At 66.4% G+C, this 13,294-nt stretch carries 21 protein-coding genes; all 21 read right to left on the bottom strand.

Annotated elements, in window-relative coordinates; genetic code table 11:
• Window positions 1–11 precede the first annotated feature (11 nt).
• The 21 genes from BLU77_RS01425 to rplB all read right to left on the bottom strand — a co-directional run bounded on the left by BLU77_RS01425 (window position 12) and on the right by rplB (window position 13,260).
• The gene (locus BLU77_RS01425) at window positions 12–2,426 is read right to left on the bottom strand and encodes a LuxR C-terminal-related transcriptional regulator (RefSeq protein WP_089771366.1); all 2,415 of its coding nucleotides are present in this window, start codon (window positions 2,424–2,426) and stop codon (window positions 12–14) included.
• A 186-nt stretch (window positions 2,427–2,612) separates the two neighbouring features.
• On the bottom strand, window positions 2,613–3,434 hold the full coding sequence (map, locus tag BLU77_RS01420; RefSeq protein ID WP_089771365.1) for a type I methionyl aminopeptidase: 822 nt from the start codon (window positions 3,432–3,434) through the stop codon (window positions 2,613–2,615).
• Between the two features lie 13 nt (window positions 3,435–3,447).
• Window positions 3,448–4,017 carry an adenylate kinase gene (locus BLU77_RS01415; protein ID WP_089771364.1) on the bottom strand — a complete coding sequence of 190 codons (570 nt, stop codon included), beginning with the start codon at window positions 4,015–4,017 and terminating at the stop codon, window positions 3,448–3,450.
• A complete protein-coding gene (gene secY / locus BLU77_RS01410) occupies window positions 4,014–5,312 on the bottom strand; it encodes a preprotein translocase subunit SecY (RefSeq protein ID WP_089771363.1) in 1,299 nt (432 codons plus the stop codon). The genes BLU77_RS01415 and secY overlap by 4 nt, the downstream gene beginning before the upstream one ends.
• A gap of 210 nt (window positions 5,313–5,522) precedes the next feature.
• Window positions 5,523–6,011: a 50S ribosomal protein L15 gene (rplO, locus tag BLU77_RS01405; protein ID WP_089771362.1), complete on the bottom strand. Its 489-nt coding sequence runs from the start codon at window positions 6,009–6,011 to the stop codon at window positions 5,523–5,525.
• 1 nt (window position 6,012) lies between these two features.
• Window positions 6,013–6,195: a 50S ribosomal protein L30 gene (gene rpmD, locus BLU77_RS01400; RefSeq protein WP_089771361.1), complete on the bottom strand. Its 183-nt coding sequence runs from the start codon at window positions 6,193–6,195 to the stop codon at window positions 6,013–6,015.
• Entirely contained in the window at window positions 6,192–6,869 is a 678-nt protein-coding gene (gene rpsE / locus BLU77_RS01395; protein ID WP_089772897.1) for a 30S ribosomal protein S5, read from the bottom strand. Before rpsE ends, rpmD begins: the two co-directional genes overlap by 4 nt.
• A gap of 31 nt (window positions 6,870–6,900) precedes the next feature.
• On the bottom strand, window positions 6,901–7,272 hold the full coding sequence (rplR, locus tag BLU77_RS01390; protein WP_089771360.1) for a 50S ribosomal protein L18: 372 nt from the start codon (window positions 7,270–7,272) through the stop codon (window positions 6,901–6,903).
• 2 nt (window positions 7,273–7,274) lie between these two features.
• Window positions 7,275–7,814: a 50S ribosomal protein L6 gene (gene rplF / locus BLU77_RS01385; protein WP_089771359.1), complete on the bottom strand. Its 540-nt coding sequence runs from the start codon at window positions 7,812–7,814 to the stop codon at window positions 7,275–7,277.
• A gap of 23 nt (window positions 7,815–7,837) precedes the next feature.
• Window positions 7,838–8,236, bottom strand: coding sequence for a 30S ribosomal protein S8 (rpsH, locus tag BLU77_RS01380; protein ID WP_089771358.1), 399 nt, complete (start codon window positions 8,234–8,236; stop codon window positions 7,838–7,840).
• 55 nt (window positions 8,237–8,291) lie between these two features.
• Complete coding sequence (locus BLU77_RS01375) at window positions 8,292–8,477, bottom strand: type Z 30S ribosomal protein S14 (RefSeq protein ID WP_089771357.1); 186 nt, start codon at window positions 8,475–8,477, stop codon at window positions 8,292–8,294.
• 1 nt (window position 8,478) lies between these two features.
• Window positions 8,479–9,075 carry a 50S ribosomal protein L5 gene (gene rplE, locus BLU77_RS01370; RefSeq protein WP_089771356.1) on the bottom strand — a complete coding sequence of 199 codons (597 nt, stop codon included), beginning with the start codon at window positions 9,073–9,075 and terminating at the stop codon, window positions 8,479–8,481.
• Window positions 9,072–9,416: a 50S ribosomal protein L24 gene (rplX, locus tag BLU77_RS01365; protein ID WP_089771355.1), complete on the bottom strand. Its 345-nt coding sequence runs from the start codon at window positions 9,414–9,416 to the stop codon at window positions 9,072–9,074. The genes rplE and rplX overlap by 4 nt, the downstream gene beginning before the upstream one ends.
• 2 nt (window positions 9,417–9,418) lie before the next feature.
• Window positions 9,419–9,787, bottom strand: coding sequence for a 50S ribosomal protein L14 (gene rplN / locus BLU77_RS01360; protein WP_089771354.1), 369 nt, complete (start codon window positions 9,785–9,787; stop codon window positions 9,419–9,421).
• Window positions 9,788–9,890: 103 nt separating this feature from the next.
• A complete protein-coding gene (gene rpsQ, locus BLU77_RS01355; protein ID WP_089772896.1) occupies window positions 9,891–10,172 on the bottom strand; it encodes a 30S ribosomal protein S17 in 282 nt (93 codons plus the stop codon).
• Window positions 10,173–10,186: 14 nt separating this feature from the next.
• Window positions 10,187–10,429 carry a 50S ribosomal protein L29 gene (gene rpmC / locus BLU77_RS01350; protein ID WP_089771353.1) on the bottom strand — a complete coding sequence of 81 codons (243 nt, stop codon included), beginning with the start codon at window positions 10,427–10,429 and terminating at the stop codon, window positions 10,187–10,189.
• The gene (rplP, locus tag BLU77_RS01345) at window positions 10,429–10,848 is read right to left on the bottom strand and encodes a 50S ribosomal protein L16 (RefSeq protein WP_089771352.1); all 420 of its coding nucleotides are present in this window, start codon (window positions 10,846–10,848) and stop codon (window positions 10,429–10,431) included. The genes rpmC and rplP overlap by 1 nt, the downstream gene beginning before the upstream one ends.
• Before the next feature lie 3 nt (window positions 10,849–10,851).
• Complete coding sequence (gene rpsC, locus BLU77_RS01340) at window positions 10,852–11,706, bottom strand: 30S ribosomal protein S3 (protein WP_089771351.1); 855 nt, start codon at window positions 11,704–11,706, stop codon at window positions 10,852–10,854.
• A complete protein-coding gene (rplV, locus tag BLU77_RS01335; RefSeq protein WP_089771350.1) occupies window positions 11,706–12,074 on the bottom strand; it encodes a 50S ribosomal protein L22 in 369 nt (122 codons plus the stop codon). The genes rpsC and rplV overlap by 1 nt, the downstream gene beginning before the upstream one ends.
• Before the next feature lie 52 nt (window positions 12,075–12,126).
• Window positions 12,127–12,408, bottom strand: coding sequence for a 30S ribosomal protein S19 (rpsS, locus tag BLU77_RS01330; RefSeq protein WP_089771349.1), 282 nt, complete (start codon window positions 12,406–12,408; stop codon window positions 12,127–12,129).
• Between the two features lie 15 nt (window positions 12,409–12,423).
• Window positions 12,424–13,260: a 50S ribosomal protein L2 gene (rplB, locus tag BLU77_RS01325; RefSeq protein ID WP_089771348.1), complete on the bottom strand. Its 837-nt coding sequence runs from the start codon at window positions 13,258–13,260 to the stop codon at window positions 12,424–12,426.
• Window positions 13,261–13,294 lie beyond the last annotated feature (34 nt).

Genomic DNA, 13,294 nt, shown 5'->3' with positions numbered 1-13,294 from the left:
GTGACCATCCGTCACGCCCGGTGCCGCAGGGTGGCCAGGGCTCCCGCCCGGCTCGCGACCCCGAGCTTGCGATAGACGGTGCGCAGGTGGGTCTTGACGGTGTTGGTCGACATGCCCAGCGCCTCAGCGATCCCTACCGGGCCGGCGTGCTCCCGCAGTGCCATCAGCACCTCGCTCTCACGAGCAGTCAGCGTGTGGGTGCGCCCGTGTGCCACTGGCTCGGGATCGGTACGTTCCTCCGGACGTGGCCACAACGCCAGGATCTCGAGATCGTCGTCCGCCAGCGCTCTGAACGTGTACCGACGCATCAGCACGAACGGGCGCCGCTGACCGGTCTGGCGCGCGATGGTGACCGCGGAACGAAACGGCTCCTTGGCAAGGCCACGCTGCCCCAGTGCATCGTGCGCACCCGCCAGGAGCACCTGGCACTCCATCGCCGTCCGCTGAGTGAGGCGATTCGAGCGCAGCAGCTCCGTCGCGATCCGAAGGACGTCGTCGTAGGAGTGCTCCCGCATCGCCAACTTCATCAGCGCCACACGGACGAGGCGCTGAGGCTCCACGCGAGCTGCCACCTGCCGGGCGACCTGCCCCATGCCTGCAACGAGCAATGCCTCGATGAGCGCGTCGGTGAGCAATGCCTCGGTGCGAGAGCCACGACGGATGTATCGCAGCGCCGCCCGAAGCTCGTTCGTCCTCGTGACCAGGTCGTCCTTGTTGCCGGTCAGCACCGCGTGGTGCACGCGGACGAACACGCTCAACGCCCAGAGTTCGTCGCGGTGCCGACCCTCGGGAATCGCGTGAACCGCTGCGGTGGCATCTGGGGACGCCGCATCCACCAACGCGAGCGCACGAGCCACCGCTGCGACGATGCGGACGAAGTCGGGAGCATCATCGGCCGCGGAGCGGTTGAGACGCTCCCGAACCTCCGGATCGTCCAGCCAGCGCAGCGCAGACGCTGGTTCACCCTGCACGGCGTGGACCAAGGCCAGACCGACGGTTCCCAGGTCGGCAACCCCGGCGCTGCCGTGGTCGATCATGCCCACAGCACGCGCTTGTGCGAAGGCGTAGAGCGCGAGGTCGAGCTCGCCCTGCAACATACTCGTCAAACCCCACTGCAGCAGCACGAGCAGCACGTCCTCCCCCGCTCGCGTGAGGCGTTCGTGGTGGGCCGCCATTTCCGCCTGCAGCGTCGGGGATTCGATCGCCCGCCAGCGATCGTTCGTACCGCGGGCGGGTCGCACCCCGTCGAGATGGTCGACGGCGACCCGCACTCGGGGGTTGCCGGTCACCATGGTTTCTGGAAACTGCCGGGCGGCCGCGATGAGCGCGAGTGGGTCCTCCACCACGAGCTGGACCCAATGCTGGTCCACGACCTCCAACGCGGTCTCCCACTCGCGCGCCTGCACCGCGTGATAGAGCACCCGGGTGGGTCGTTGCTTCCCCTCCCATAGGTGCACCAGGGCACGGTGTACCTCCGCCTCTACCTCGGGCCGACTGTCTCGCAGCACCCGCAGCACCGCCGTCCGGATCGCCGGAGCGAAAGAAAACATCGACCCGTTCACCGTGCGACGTTCGGAGAGTAGGCCCGCCGCAAGCACATTCCGCAGCATCCGCGCGGTATTGCCTTCCGGGACGATCTCGCGTGCCATCTCAAGGTCGAACTCGTCCGGAACTGCGGTCCGGAGCAGGAACGAACGCATCTTCTCGAACCGCAGATCGCGCACCATCGTGGCGATGTAGTTCTCCACCAACTCGTGATCGACAGCGTCCGACCTGTCGCTGCCCGCTGACCGGACCAGCCCGGCGCGGATGGCGGACGGCCACCCCGCGAGATCCACGGCGAGCTGTTGTGCTCGGTCCATCGTCAACCCCACGCCAAGGCGGCTCGCGAGGCGATGGACTGACGCTCCGCTCAATCGCAGCTCCTGGGGACCGATCACGGCGGAGTCGACCGTCAGCGAACCGACCGTCTCGATCTCACGCAGAGTCCGTCCAGCCACGGCGAGGTAGAACGCCTCGTTCTGCCGCAGCAGGTTCACCAACGCGTCATCGATGGCCTCGGGATCGTCGTGAAGCCCAGCCTCGTGCATGTCGTCAATGATCACGAGCACGGGTTCGCGGCGTGTGCCGAGCACCCGAGTCACGGCGATCTCGGCACCGTCAGCGGTCACATCCGGTGCGGAGACCAGGCCATTCGCGACCATCGCGGCAGCGACCTCGGCCCAGAATCCGTCGACCTGGTTGCTCGCCGTGGTCAACGAGACGTAGAGGGCTGGTGGCAGCCCGTCGGACGACTCCAGCCATCGCGCCAGCAGACTGGTCTTACCGTATCCGCGAGGGCCTCGGACGACTGTGAGCGGGTGGCACGCGGTCAGCATCGCCAACACGTCGTCCGAGAACTCCGAGTCACTAGGCAGACGCGGCATACCTCGTGGACGGCGCGACTCGTGTACTGCCAACGAATCGTCACCCCCTCCGAGGCACACGGAGCAGCAACCACCGAGGGTGCTGCGATGCCGTCGCTACCTGCAAGGGAGGCGCCGGTCCGAACCTGATGGTAACATCCGGGCCCCAGCGTACCGATGGTGCCCGTGGGGGCGGCCGCTCACGACTCAGTCGAGCGGAGCGGGCGCAAGCCCATGTGGCGCAAGGCCAGCGGATCCACCGTCACGAGCCGTGAGCACCCAGAGACCCTCGGCGTGAACCGCAACCGAGTGCTCCACGTGCGCCGCACGCGAACCGTCGACAGTGACGACGGTCCAGTCGTCGTCGAGCACCCGGGTCTCGCCCGTTCCGGCCGCGATCATGGGCTCGATGGCCACGCAGAGGCCGGGTCGGATCTTCGGGCCGCGATGGCCGGAGCGGTAGTTCAACACATCGGGCGGTTGGTGCATCGCGGTGCCGATCCCGTGTCCGACGTACTCGCGCACGATCCCGTAGCCGGGTTCAGCGGAGTCCACTGACGCTTCAACGGCGTCTCCGACCACGCCGAGCCGACCTCCGCCTGCAAGAGCGGCGATGCCCGCCCAGAGTGCGGACTCCGTGGCGGCGATGAGCGCACGATCGGACGGGGCTCCCTCACCGACCACGGCGGTGAAGGCGGCGTCACCGTGCCAGCCGTCGATGACGGCACCGGCGTCCACCGACACCACATCCCCGTCGGCGAGCACGCGGTCACCGGGGATCCCGTGCACGACCTCGTCGTTGACGGAGACACAGATGACACCAGGGAACCCGTGGTACCCGAGAAAGTTGGACCCGGCACCCGCCTCTTCCAGGACCGTTGCCGCGACGTCGTTGAGCGCACGGGTGCGCACCCCTGGTGCGATGGCCGCCCGGACGGCGTCGTGGATGTCAGCGACGACGAGGCCGGCCCGCCGCATCACCTTGATGTGCTCGCGTGACTTCAGCTCCACGCGCCTCTGCCCGAACATCGCAGGCAGAGCCTCAGGCCAGTGCCGTAGTGAGCCGTTCAGTGACGTCGTCGACCTGTCCCATCCCGTCCACCTGAACGAGCAGACCGCGGTCGGTGTAGACGTCGACGAGCGGAGCGGTCTGCTCCGCGTATACCTCGAGACGGCGGCGGATCACAGACTCGGTGTCATCCGCGCGTCCCTGCTCCTCGGCGCGCTTGAGCAACCGTGCTACCACCTCGTCGGTGTCCGCCGTCAGTTCCACCACATGCGTGAGCCCGCGCCCCTGCGCGGCCAGCATCTGGTCGAGCTCGGCGACCTGGGCGGCCGTGCGCGGGTAGCCATCTAGGAGGAACCCCTCGGCCGCATCCGGCTCCGCGAGCCGCGCCTCGACCATCTGGTTGGTGACCTCGTCCGGAACGTACTCACCCGCGTTCATGTACTTCTGGGCCAGCTGGCCCAGCTCGGTGCCGTCAGCGACGTTCTTGCGGAAGATGTCGCCGGTGGAGATCGCCGGCACCCCGAGCTGCTCCGCGAGCCGGGCGGCCTGGGTACCCTTCCCTGCTCCCGGAGGTCCGAGGAGGATCAGGCGTGCGCTCGTCATCTCAGGAACCCTTCGTAGTGCCGTTGCTGCAACTGGGAGTCGATCTGCTTGACCGTCTCCAGACCCACACTCACCAGGATCAGCAGCGAAGTACCCCCGAACGGGATGGTCGTGCTGATCCCCATCAGCTTGAACGCGATCGTGGGTATCAGTGCCACGATCGCCAGGTAGATGGACCCAGCCGTGGTGATGCGGGTGATCACGTAGTGGAGGTACTCGGCGGTCGGACGTCCGGCCCGGATACCGGGGATGAAGCCGCCGTAGCGTTTCATGTTGTCTGCGACCTCGTCCGGGTTGAACGTGATCGAGGTGTAGAAGTGAGCGAAGAAGACGATCAGGACCACGTAAACAGCGATGTAGATGTTCTGACCGGGGTCTGCCAGGTTCAGGCTCACCCACTGCACCCACGGCGTGGTCTGGTCGTCCACGAACTGCGCTGCAAGCACCGGTAGCGCCATCAACGAAGACGCGAAGATCACCGGGATCACGCCCGACATGTTGATCTTGATCGGGATGTACGTGCTCGAACCGCCGTACATCCGCCGGCCCACCATGCGCTTGGCGTACTGCACCGGGATCCGCCGCTGAGACTGCTCCACGAAGACGATGAGTCCGATCACCAGCAGGGAGATCGCGACGAAGATTGCGAGCTTGATCCAGCCGTTGTCCGCAAGCTGGATCTGTCGGAACGCCGAGGGGAAGCTGGAGGCGATGGAGGTGAAGATCAGCAGCGACATGCCGTTGCCGACGCCACGTTCGGTGATCAACTCGCCCATCCACATGACAAGTCCGGTACCGGCCGTCATCGTGAGGATCATCAGCAGGATCGTCACCACGGAGTCGTCGGTGAGGATGTCCAGATTGCAGTCGGTGTACAGATTGCCGCTGCGCGCCACCGTGATGATCGTGGTGGCCTGCAGGATCGCGAGCCCGATCGTCAGGTAGCGGGTGTACTGCGTGAGTACCGCGGTGCCGGACTGTCCCTCCTTGTGCAGGTCCTCGAACCTCGGGATCACCACGCGCAGGAGCTGGGTGATGATGCTCGCCGTGATGTAGGGCATCACTCCGAGCGCAAAGACCGACAGTTGCAGCAGCGCGCCACCACTGAACAGGTTCACGAGGCCGAGCATGCTGTTGTCCGTACCCGGCTCAAGGCACGCACGCACGTTGACGTAGTCCACACCGGGAGTCGGGACGAACGACCCGAACCGGAAGATGGCCATGATCCCGAGCGTGAAGAGCAGCTTCCGCCGCAGATCCGGCGTACGGAACGCGCGGACGAATGCGCTGAGCAATGGTCCTCCTGGGAGGGATCAGTGGGTGGCTCGGTCGGCGGGGCCGCCGTTGCACACGGATGAAAGGTACCGGAGGTCTACGTTACGGCATCGAGTCGGCTCCGGGACGATCGGTGACTCGCGCGGCCGTTTCGGCCGCTACATCCCCGGATACGAGTCGCGGCGGCGCGGGATCGCTCCCGCGCCGCCGCGTGCATCGTCTCTGCAGCCTCAGGCCTGCTCGACACTGCCACCGGCAGCGACGATCTTCTCCTTCGCGGAGGCTGAGACAGCGTCCACGGTGACCTCGAGCTTGACGCTGACGTCACCGGTTCCGAGAACCTTCACCGGATGTCCGTCGCGCACAGCGCCCTTCGACACCAGGTCCGCAACGGTCACGGCGCCGCCCGCGGGATAGAGGTCCGCGAGCTTGGCCAGGTTGACGACCTGGTACTCGGTGCGGAACGGATTCTTGAATCCGCGCAGCTTCGGCAACCGCATGTGCAGCGGCGTCTGGCCACCCTCGAAACGAGCGGGCACCTGGTACCGCGCCTTCGTTCCCTTGGTGCCTCGACCGGCCGTCTTACCCTTGGACGCCTCACCGCGACCCACGCGGGTCTTCGAGGTGTGCGCGCCAGGAGCCGGACGCAGGTGGTGCACCTTCAGGGGAGCCGAACCGGCAGCGCTGCTACCTTCGGCTCCGTTCTTCTTCTCGGCCATGTCAGTCAACCTCCTCGACGGTGACGAGGTGCGCCACCGTGGTGACCATGCCGCGAACCTCGGGACGGTCCTCCTTGACGACAGTGTCGCCAATTCGCTTCAGGCCGAGCGAACGCAGCGTGTCACGCTGGTTCTGCTTGCCGCCAATGGCGGACTTCTTCTGCGTCACCTTGAGCTGGCTCATGAAGCCACCTCCGCAGACGGAGTCGCGTCAGCCTGGTCGGCGGAGCCTGCCTCGGCCCGTCCCGCGGCCTGCGCCCGGAGCAGAGCCCGCGGGACGACCTCGTCGAGCGGCAGACCGCGCCGTGCGGCGACCGCCTCCGGCTGTTCGAGGGCCCGCAGACCAGCCACCGTGGCGTGCACGATGTTGATCGCGTTGGCGGAGCCGAGCGACTTGGTGAGCACGTCGTGAATTCCCGCGCAGTCAAGCACCGCACGTACGGGACCACCGGCGATAACACCGGTACCCGGCGAGGCGGGGCGAAGCAGGACGACGCCCGCTGCGTCCTCACCCTGCACCGTGTGCGGGATGGTCTTCTGAATCATCGGGACCTTGAAGAAGTTCTTCTTGGCCTCCTCGACACCCTTAGCGATGGCCGAGGGAACTTCCTTCGCCTTCCCGTACCCGACGCCGACGGTGCCCTCACCGTCGCCGACGACCACGAGTGCGGTGAAGGAGAATCGACGACCACCCTTGACGACCTTGGCGACGCGGTTGATCGTCACCACACGCTCGACGTAGGTGTTGCGGTCTGCGTCACGACGGTTGTCACCGCCGCGGCGGTCACGGCGCTCGTTGGAGCGCTCGCCACCGGCGCCGGCGGACGAACCAGTCCTGCTGCGCTGCGGTGCAGCCATCATGCGTTCCTTTGCTCGTTGGTCTGGGAGATCACAGGGACAGTCCTCCCTCGCGGGCGCCGTCGGCCACCGCCGCCACCCGTCCGTGATACTTGTTGCCGCCACGATCGAAGACCGCGGACTCGACGCCCTTGGCCTTCGCCCGCTCAGCGACGAGCTCGCCGACCCGGCGAGCCTTCGCGGTCTTGTCAGCGTCGCTGGCACGCGCGTCGGCCTCGAGCGTGGACGCAGACGCGACGGTGACTCCCGCCGTGTCGTCGACCAGCTGCGCGACGATGTGCCGTGCCGAACGGTTGACCACCAGGCGCGGCCGCTCGGTGGTGCCATTGATGCGCTTGCGCACGCGGAGGTGTCGCCGAGCGCGCGCGACCCGCTTGCCCGATCCCTTGATGGACACAGCCATGGCTACTTACCAGCCTTTCCGACCTTGCGGCGGACCTGCTCGCCCGCGTAACGCACGCCCTTGCCCTTGTACGGCTCGGGCTTGCGGATCTTCCTGATGTTCGCCGCGACCTCGCCGACCACCTGCTTGTCGATCCCGGTCACCGAGAACTTGGTGGGCGACTCCACCTGGAAGGTGATGCCTTCCGGGGGTCGGACCGTGACGGGGTGGGAGAAGCCGAGGGAGAACTCCAGGTCGGAGCCCTTCGCCACCACACGGAAACCCGTGCCGACGATCTCCAGCTTCTTCTCGTACCCCTGCGTCACGCCCTGGACGCAGTTGGCGATGAGCGTACGGGTCAGCCCGTGCAGCGAGCGCGACTCGCGCTCCTCGTCCGGCCGGCTCACCACGATCGCGCCCTCGTCATCACGGGAGACCGTGATCGGGTTCGCGACCGTGTGCGAGAGCGTGCCCTTCGGCCCCTTGACTGTGACGGCCTGACCGTCGATGCTCACATCCACACCGCTGGGTACGGCGACGGGGATCTTGCCAATTCGAGACATTGTTGCTCCTTTCGATCCCTCGATCACCAGACGTAGGCGAGGACTTCCCCACCTACGCCCTTCTTGGCCGCCTGCCGGTCGGTGAGCAGGCCGGAGGACGTGGACAGGATCGCCACGCCCAGACCGCCGAGCACCTTCGGCAGGTTGGTCGACTTTGCGTACACGCGCAGACCCGGCTTGGAGACGCGGCGCACACCGGCGAGCGAACGCTCCCGGTCCGGGCCGAACTTGAGCTGCAGGGTCAGAGTCTTGCCCACCTCGGCATCCTCGACGGTCCAGCCACTGATGTAGCCCTCCGCCTCAAGGATCTCTGCGATGTGGGACTTGAGCTTCGAGTACGGCATGGATGCCGACTCGTGGAACGCCGAGTTTGCGTTGCGCAGACGCGTCAACATGTCGGCGATGGGGTCTGTCATTGTCATCGGGCTGATGCCCTTCCTCGTCGCGGTTTCCTCACGGACCTGCGACGTAGTCGATTTACCAGCTGCTCTTGGTGACGCCGGGGAGCTGCCCAGCGAGCGCCATATCACGCAGGCACACGCGGCACAGGCCGAACTTGCGATAGACCGAGTGCGGACGTCCACACTTGGCGCACCGCGTGTAGGAACGCACGGCAAACTTCGGCTTACGGTTGGCCTTCTGGATCAGTGCGGTCTTTGCCACGTCAGTTCTCCTTGAACGGGAAGCCGAGGCGACGCAGCAGCGAGCGACCCTCGTCGTCGGTGGTGGCCGAGGTCACGACCGTGATGTCCATACCGCGCACGCGGTCGATCTTGTCCTGGTCGATCTCGTGGAACATCGACTGCTCCACCAGACCGAAGGTGTAGTTGCCGTTGCCGTCGAACTGCTTCGCCGAGAGTCCGCGGAAGTCGCGGATCCGCGGCAGCGCCAGTGTGAGCAGCCGGTCCAGGAACTCCCACATCCGGTCGCCGCGAAGCGTGACGTGCGTGCCGATCGGCTGGCCCTCGCGGAGCTTGAACTGCGCGATGGAGCGGCGAGCCTTGGTCACGCTCGGCTTCTGCCCGGTGATCAGCGTGAGGTCACGGATCGCGCCCTCGATCAGCTTCGAGTCGCGCGCCGCGTCACCGACACCCATGTTGACCACGATCTTGGTGAGGCCGGCGACCTGGTGCACGTTCGAGTGACTGAACTCCTCCCGCAGACCGGAGAGGACCTCCTCGCGGTACTTCGCCTTGAGGCGAGGGATCCCGGAGTTACCCGAGGTGCTCGCGGTGCTCGTTGCTTCGGTGACGGTGCTCATGAGATGTCCTTACCGGAGCGCTTGGCCACGCGGACCCGCTGGGTCCGTGTACGTCCGTCACGCTCGACGTCCTCGGTGCGGTAGCCGACGCGCGTGCCCTTCTTCGTTTCCGGGTCCACGAGCATCACGTTGCTGATGTGGATCGCTGCCTCGACGGTCTCGATTCCACCGGTGCGAGCGCCACGCTGGCTCTGCGACACCTTCGTGTGCCGCTGCATCCGCTGCACGCCCTCGACGACCACACGGTCCCGCTCCGGCTGCACCTCGAGCACGCGGCCCTGCTGGCCCTTGTCTCGACCAGCGATGACGACCACGAGGTCGCCCTTCTTGATCTTTGCCATGGTTACAGCACCTCCGGGGCGAGCGAGACGATGCGCATGAACCGCTTGTCACGAAGCTCACGGCCCACCGGGCCGAAGATGCGCGTTCCGCGCGGCTCGCCTTCATTCTTGAGAATCACGGCAGCGTTCTCGTCGAAACGGATGTAGGAACCGTCGGGACGGCGGCGCTGCTTGCGCGTGCGCACGATGACCGCCTTGACGACGTCACCCTTCTTCACGTTGCCGCCGGGGATCGCGTCCTTCACGGTGGCGACGATGGTGTCGCCGATGCCGGCGTAGCGACGCCCAGAACCGCCGAGCACGCGGATGCACAAGATCTCCTTGGCACCCGTGTTGTCGGCGACCTTGAGTCGCGACTCCTGCTGGATCATTCGATCTACTCCTGTCGTCGTGCCGGTTCTCGCTCGTCGCGAGCCTGGCCGAACGGATGATGGTCGTCATCCGGGCCCGTCCTGCGGACGGCCCCGGCGGTGGTCACTTGGCCTTTTCGAGGATCTCCACGACACGCCAGCGCTTGGTGGCCGCGAGCGGCCGCGTCTCCATGATCGAGACGAGATCGCCGACGCCCACGGAGTTGTTCTCGTCGTGCGCCTTGACCTTGGTGGTCCGCCGCATGACCTTGCCGTAGAGCGCGTGCTTGACGCGGTCCTCGACCTCGACCACGACGGTCTTGTCCATCTTGTCGCTGACCACGTAACCGCGACGTGTCTTGCGGTAGTTGCGCTCGGGCGCTTCAGTGGTGTTCTCGGTGCTCATCGTGTTCGCCTCGTTCACTTCGCGTCCGCGGTGGGCGCAGTCCGGATACCCAGCTCACGCTCCCGCAGGATCGTGTAGATGCGGGCGATGTCGCGCCGCACGGTCTTCAGTCGCCCGTGGTCCTCGAGCTGGCCGGTGGCCGAGGAGAACCGCAGGTTGAACAGCTCCTGCTTGGCCTTCTTCAGCTCCGCAGCCAGCCGCTCGGTGTCCATGCCGTCCAGGTCGGCAGGCATCAGATCCTTGGAACCGATCGCCATCAGACGTCACCACCCTCGCGACGCACGAATCGCGTCTTCATCGGGAGCTTGTGCTGTGCGCGGCGAAGCGCCTCGCGTGCAAGCTCTTCATTGACTCCGGCCAGCTCGAACATGATCCGACCGGGCTTGACGTTGGCCACCCACCACTCGGGTGAGCCCTTGCCGGAGCCCATGCGGGTCTCAGCCGGCTTCTTGGTGAGCGGGCGGTCCGGGAAAATGTTGATCCAGACCTTTCCGCCACGCTTGATGTGACGGGTCATGGCGATACGGGCGGCCTCGATCTGCCGGTTCGTGACGTAGGCCGGCTCGAGAGCCTGGATGCCGTAGTCACCGAAGGAAATCGACGTGCCACCCTTGGCCACGCCACTGCGCTTGGGGTGGTGCTGCTTACGGTGCTTGGTGCGCCGGGGGATGAGCATGGCTCAGGCCTCCGTCTCGGACCCGGTGGCGCTCGCGGCGTCACCGGAAGTGGTTGCGGGAGCGTCAGTGGCGGCGGGGGTAGCAGCGGCACTCTGACCGGCCTGCGGGGCCTGTCCGCCCGGACGCGAATCCTGACGACGACCACGGCCGCCGCCACGTTCGCCACGCCCACGCTGAGGGCGCGGGGCAGCGGAAGCCTGTTCACGAGCAAACTCGCGCTCGGTCTGGTCGCCCTTGTAGATCCACACCTTCACACCGATCCGGCCGAAGGTAGTACGAGCCTCGAAGAACCCGTAGTCGACGAAGGCACGCAGCGTGTGAAGCGGCACTCGACCCTCACGGTAGAACTCGCTACGGCTCATCTCGGCGCCGCCGAGACGGCCCGAGCACTGCACCCGGATGCCCTTCGCGCCGGCACGCTGAGCAGACTGCATACCCTTGCGCATCGCACGACGGAAGGAGACTCGGGAGGCGAGCTGCTCCGCGATGCCCTGGGCGACGAGCTGCGCATCGATCTCGGGGTTCTTCACCTCGAGGATGTTCAGCTGCACCTGCTTGCCGGTGAGCTTCTCCAGCTCACCGCGCAACCGGTCTGCCTCGGCGCCGCGGCGGCCGATGACGATGCCCGGGCGCGCAGTGTGCAGGTCGACGCGCACCCGGTCACGGGTCCGCTCAATCTCGACCTTGGAGATGCCGGCCCGCTCCAGACCCGTGGCCATGAGCTTGCGGATCTGCACGTCCTCGCGGACGTAATCGCGATATCGCTGACCATCCTTGGTGGAGTCAGCGAACCAGCGGGACCGGTGGTCGGTCGTGATGCCGAGCCGGAACCCTGTGGGGTTGACCTTCTGGCCCATCAGCGAGCCCCTCCCTTGGTCTGTCGCTCGGCCACGATCACGGTGATGTGGCTGGTGCGCTTGAGGATCCGGTTGGCCCGACCCTGCGCACGGGGACGGAACCGCTTCAGCGTGGGACCTTCGTCCACGTACGCCTCCGCGATCACCAGATCGTCACTGTTAAACGCTTCCGAGGCCTTGTCCGCCTTCACACGGGCGTTGGCCACCGCGCTCTCGACTACCTTGCGGACGGTCTCTGCCGCCGCCTGCGGAGCGTACGTGAGCACAGCCACGGCCTCATCGGCCTGCTTGCCGCGGATGATGTCCACGACTCGCCGGGCCTTCTGGGGCGTGACGCGCACGAATCGCGCCTGCGCCTTGGCTTCCATCGATGTCCTGCCTTCTCAACTAAGAGTTTGTCGGTGTGGTGTTCGCCTGGTGTCAGCGACGACGCGCCTTGCGGTCGTCCTTCTCGTGCCCACGGAACGTGCGGGTCGGGGCGAACTCCCCGAGCTTGTGGCCGACCATCGACTCGGTGACGAACACCGGGACGTGCTTGCGACCGTCGTGCACCGCGAAGGTGTGGCCCAGAAAGTCCGGCGTGATGACCGAACGACGGGACCAGGTCTTGATGACGTTCTTGGTGCCCTTGTCGTTCTGGTCGTCCACCTTCTTCTGCAGGTGGCCGTCCACGAAGGGGCCTTTCTTCAGACTGCGAGGCATCTCGTGGTCTCCCTATCAGCGCTTCTTGCCGGTACGGCGACGGCGCACGATGAGCTTGTCGCTCGGCTTGTTCGGACGGCGGGTACGACCCTCGGTCTGGCCCCACGGGCTGACCGGGTGACGACCACCGGAGGTCTTGCCCTCACCACCACCGTGGGGGTGGTCGACAGGGTTCATGGCCACACCGCGGACGGTCGGACGCTTGCCCTTCCACCGCATCCGGCCGGCCTTTCCCCAGCTGATGTTCGACTGCTCGGCGTTGCCGACCTCACCGATCGAGGCGCGGCACCGCAGGTCGACGTTACGGATCTCGCCCGAAGGCATCCGCAGCTGGGCGTAGGGGCCATCCTTGGCGACGAGTTGTACAGAGGCTCCGGCCGACCGCGCGATCTTCGCACCACCACCCGGCTTGAGCTCAACGGCGTGGATGACGGTACCGACCGGGATGTGCCGCATCGGCAAGTTGTTGCCCGGCTTGATATCAGCGCCCGGGCCGTTCTCGATCTGGTCGCCCTGCTTGAGCTTGACCGGAGCCAGGATGTAGCGCTTCTCGCCGTCTGCGTAGTGCAGCAGCGCGATGCGAGCAGTCCGGTTCGGGTCGTACTCGATGTGCGCGACCTTCGCCGGGATCCCGTCCTTGTCGTGCCGACGGAAGTCGATCACGCGGTAGGCACGCTTGTGGCCGCCACCGATGTGACGGGCCGTGATCCGGCCCGAACTGTTCCGACCACCACTCTTGGTGAGCGGACGGACCAGCGACTTCTCCGGCGTCGTGCGGGTGACCTCGACGAAGTCGGCGACGGACGAACCGCGGCGGCCCGGCGTCGTCGGCTTGTGCTTACGGATTCCCATGAGATTCGATCCTCAATCTGTGCTCTGCGGACCG

It is taken from the genome of Ruania alba (assembly GCF_900105765.1).
Lineage (GTDB): Bacteria > Actinomycetota > Actinomycetes > Actinomycetales > Beutenbergiaceae > Ruania > Ruania alba.
Note: the sequence above shows the minus strand (reverse complement) of the source record. Positions and strands in the feature narration are given on the sequence as shown.

What these genes read in the sequence shown, in the direction of transcription:
- BLU77_RS01425 (WP_089771366.1), bottom strand. Translation starts at nt 2,426, where the DNA reads ATGCCGCGTCTGCCTAGTGACTCGGAGTTCTCGGACGACGTGTTGGCG.
- map (WP_089771365.1), bottom strand. Translation starts at nt 3,434, where the DNA reads ATGTTCGGGCAGAGGCGCGTGGAGCTGAAGTCACGCGAGCACATCAAG.
- BLU77_RS01415 (WP_089771364.1), bottom strand. Translation starts at nt 4,017, where the DNA reads ATGACGAGCGCACGCCTGATCCTCCTCGGACCTCCGGGAGCAGGGAAG.
- rplO (WP_089771362.1), bottom strand. Translation starts at nt 6,011, where the DNA reads ATGGCCGAGAAGAAGAACGGAGCCGAAGGTAGCAGCGCTGCCGGTTCG.
- rpmD (WP_089771361.1), bottom strand. Translation starts at nt 6,195, where the DNA reads ATGAGCCAGCTCAAGGTGACGCAGAAGAAGTCCGCCATTGGCGGCAAG.
- rpsE (WP_089772897.1), bottom strand. Translation starts at nt 6,869, where the DNA reads ATGGCTGCACCGCAGCGCAGCAGGACTGGTTCGTCCGCCGGCGCCGGT.
- rplR (WP_089771360.1), bottom strand. Translation starts at nt 7,272, where the DNA reads ATGGCTGTGTCCATCAAGGGATCGGGCAAGCGGGTCGCGCGCGCTCGG.
- rplF (WP_089771359.1), bottom strand. Translation starts at nt 7,814, where the DNA reads ATGTCTCGAATTGGCAAGATCCCCGTCGCCGTACCCAGCGGTGTGGAT.
- rpsH (WP_089771358.1), bottom strand. Translation starts at nt 8,236, where the DNA reads ATGACAATGACAGACCCCATCGCCGACATGTTGACGCGTCTGCGCAAC.
- rplE (WP_089771356.1), bottom strand. Translation starts at nt 9,075, where the DNA reads ATGAGCACCGTCACCGAAGCAACGAGCACCGCGAGCACCTCGGGTAAC.
- rplX (WP_089771355.1), bottom strand. Translation starts at nt 9,416, where the DNA reads ATGGCAAAGATCAAGAAGGGCGACCTCGTGGTCGTCATCGCTGGTCGA.
- rplN (WP_089771354.1), bottom strand. Translation starts at nt 9,787, where the DNA reads ATGATCCAGCAGGAGTCGCGACTCAAGGTCGCCGACAACACGGGTGCC.
- rpsQ (WP_089772896.1), bottom strand. Translation starts at nt 10,172, where the DNA reads ATGAGCACCGAGAACACCACTGAAGCGCCCGAGCGCAACTACCGCAAG.
- rpmC (WP_089771353.1), bottom strand. Translation starts at nt 10,429, where the DNA reads ATGGCGATCGGTTCCAAGGATCTGATGCCTGCCGACCTGGACGGCATG.
- rplP (WP_089771352.1), bottom strand. Translation starts at nt 10,848, where the DNA reads ATGCTCATCCCCCGGCGCACCAAGCACCGTAAGCAGCACCACCCCAAG.
- rpsC (WP_089771351.1), bottom strand. Translation starts at nt 11,706, where the DNA reads ATGGGCCAGAAGGTCAACCCCACAGGGTTCCGGCTCGGCATCACGACC.
- rplV (WP_089771350.1), bottom strand. Translation starts at nt 12,074, where the DNA reads ATGGAAGCCAAGGCGCAGGCGCGATTCGTGCGCGTCACGCCCCAGAAG.
- rpsS (WP_089771349.1), bottom strand. Translation starts at nt 12,408, where the DNA reads ATGCCTCGCAGTCTGAAGAAAGGCCCCTTCGTGGACGGCCACCTGCAG.
- rplB (WP_089771348.1), bottom strand. Translation starts at nt 13,260, where the DNA reads ATGGGAATCCGTAAGCACAAGCCGACGACGCCGGGCCGCCGCGGTTCG.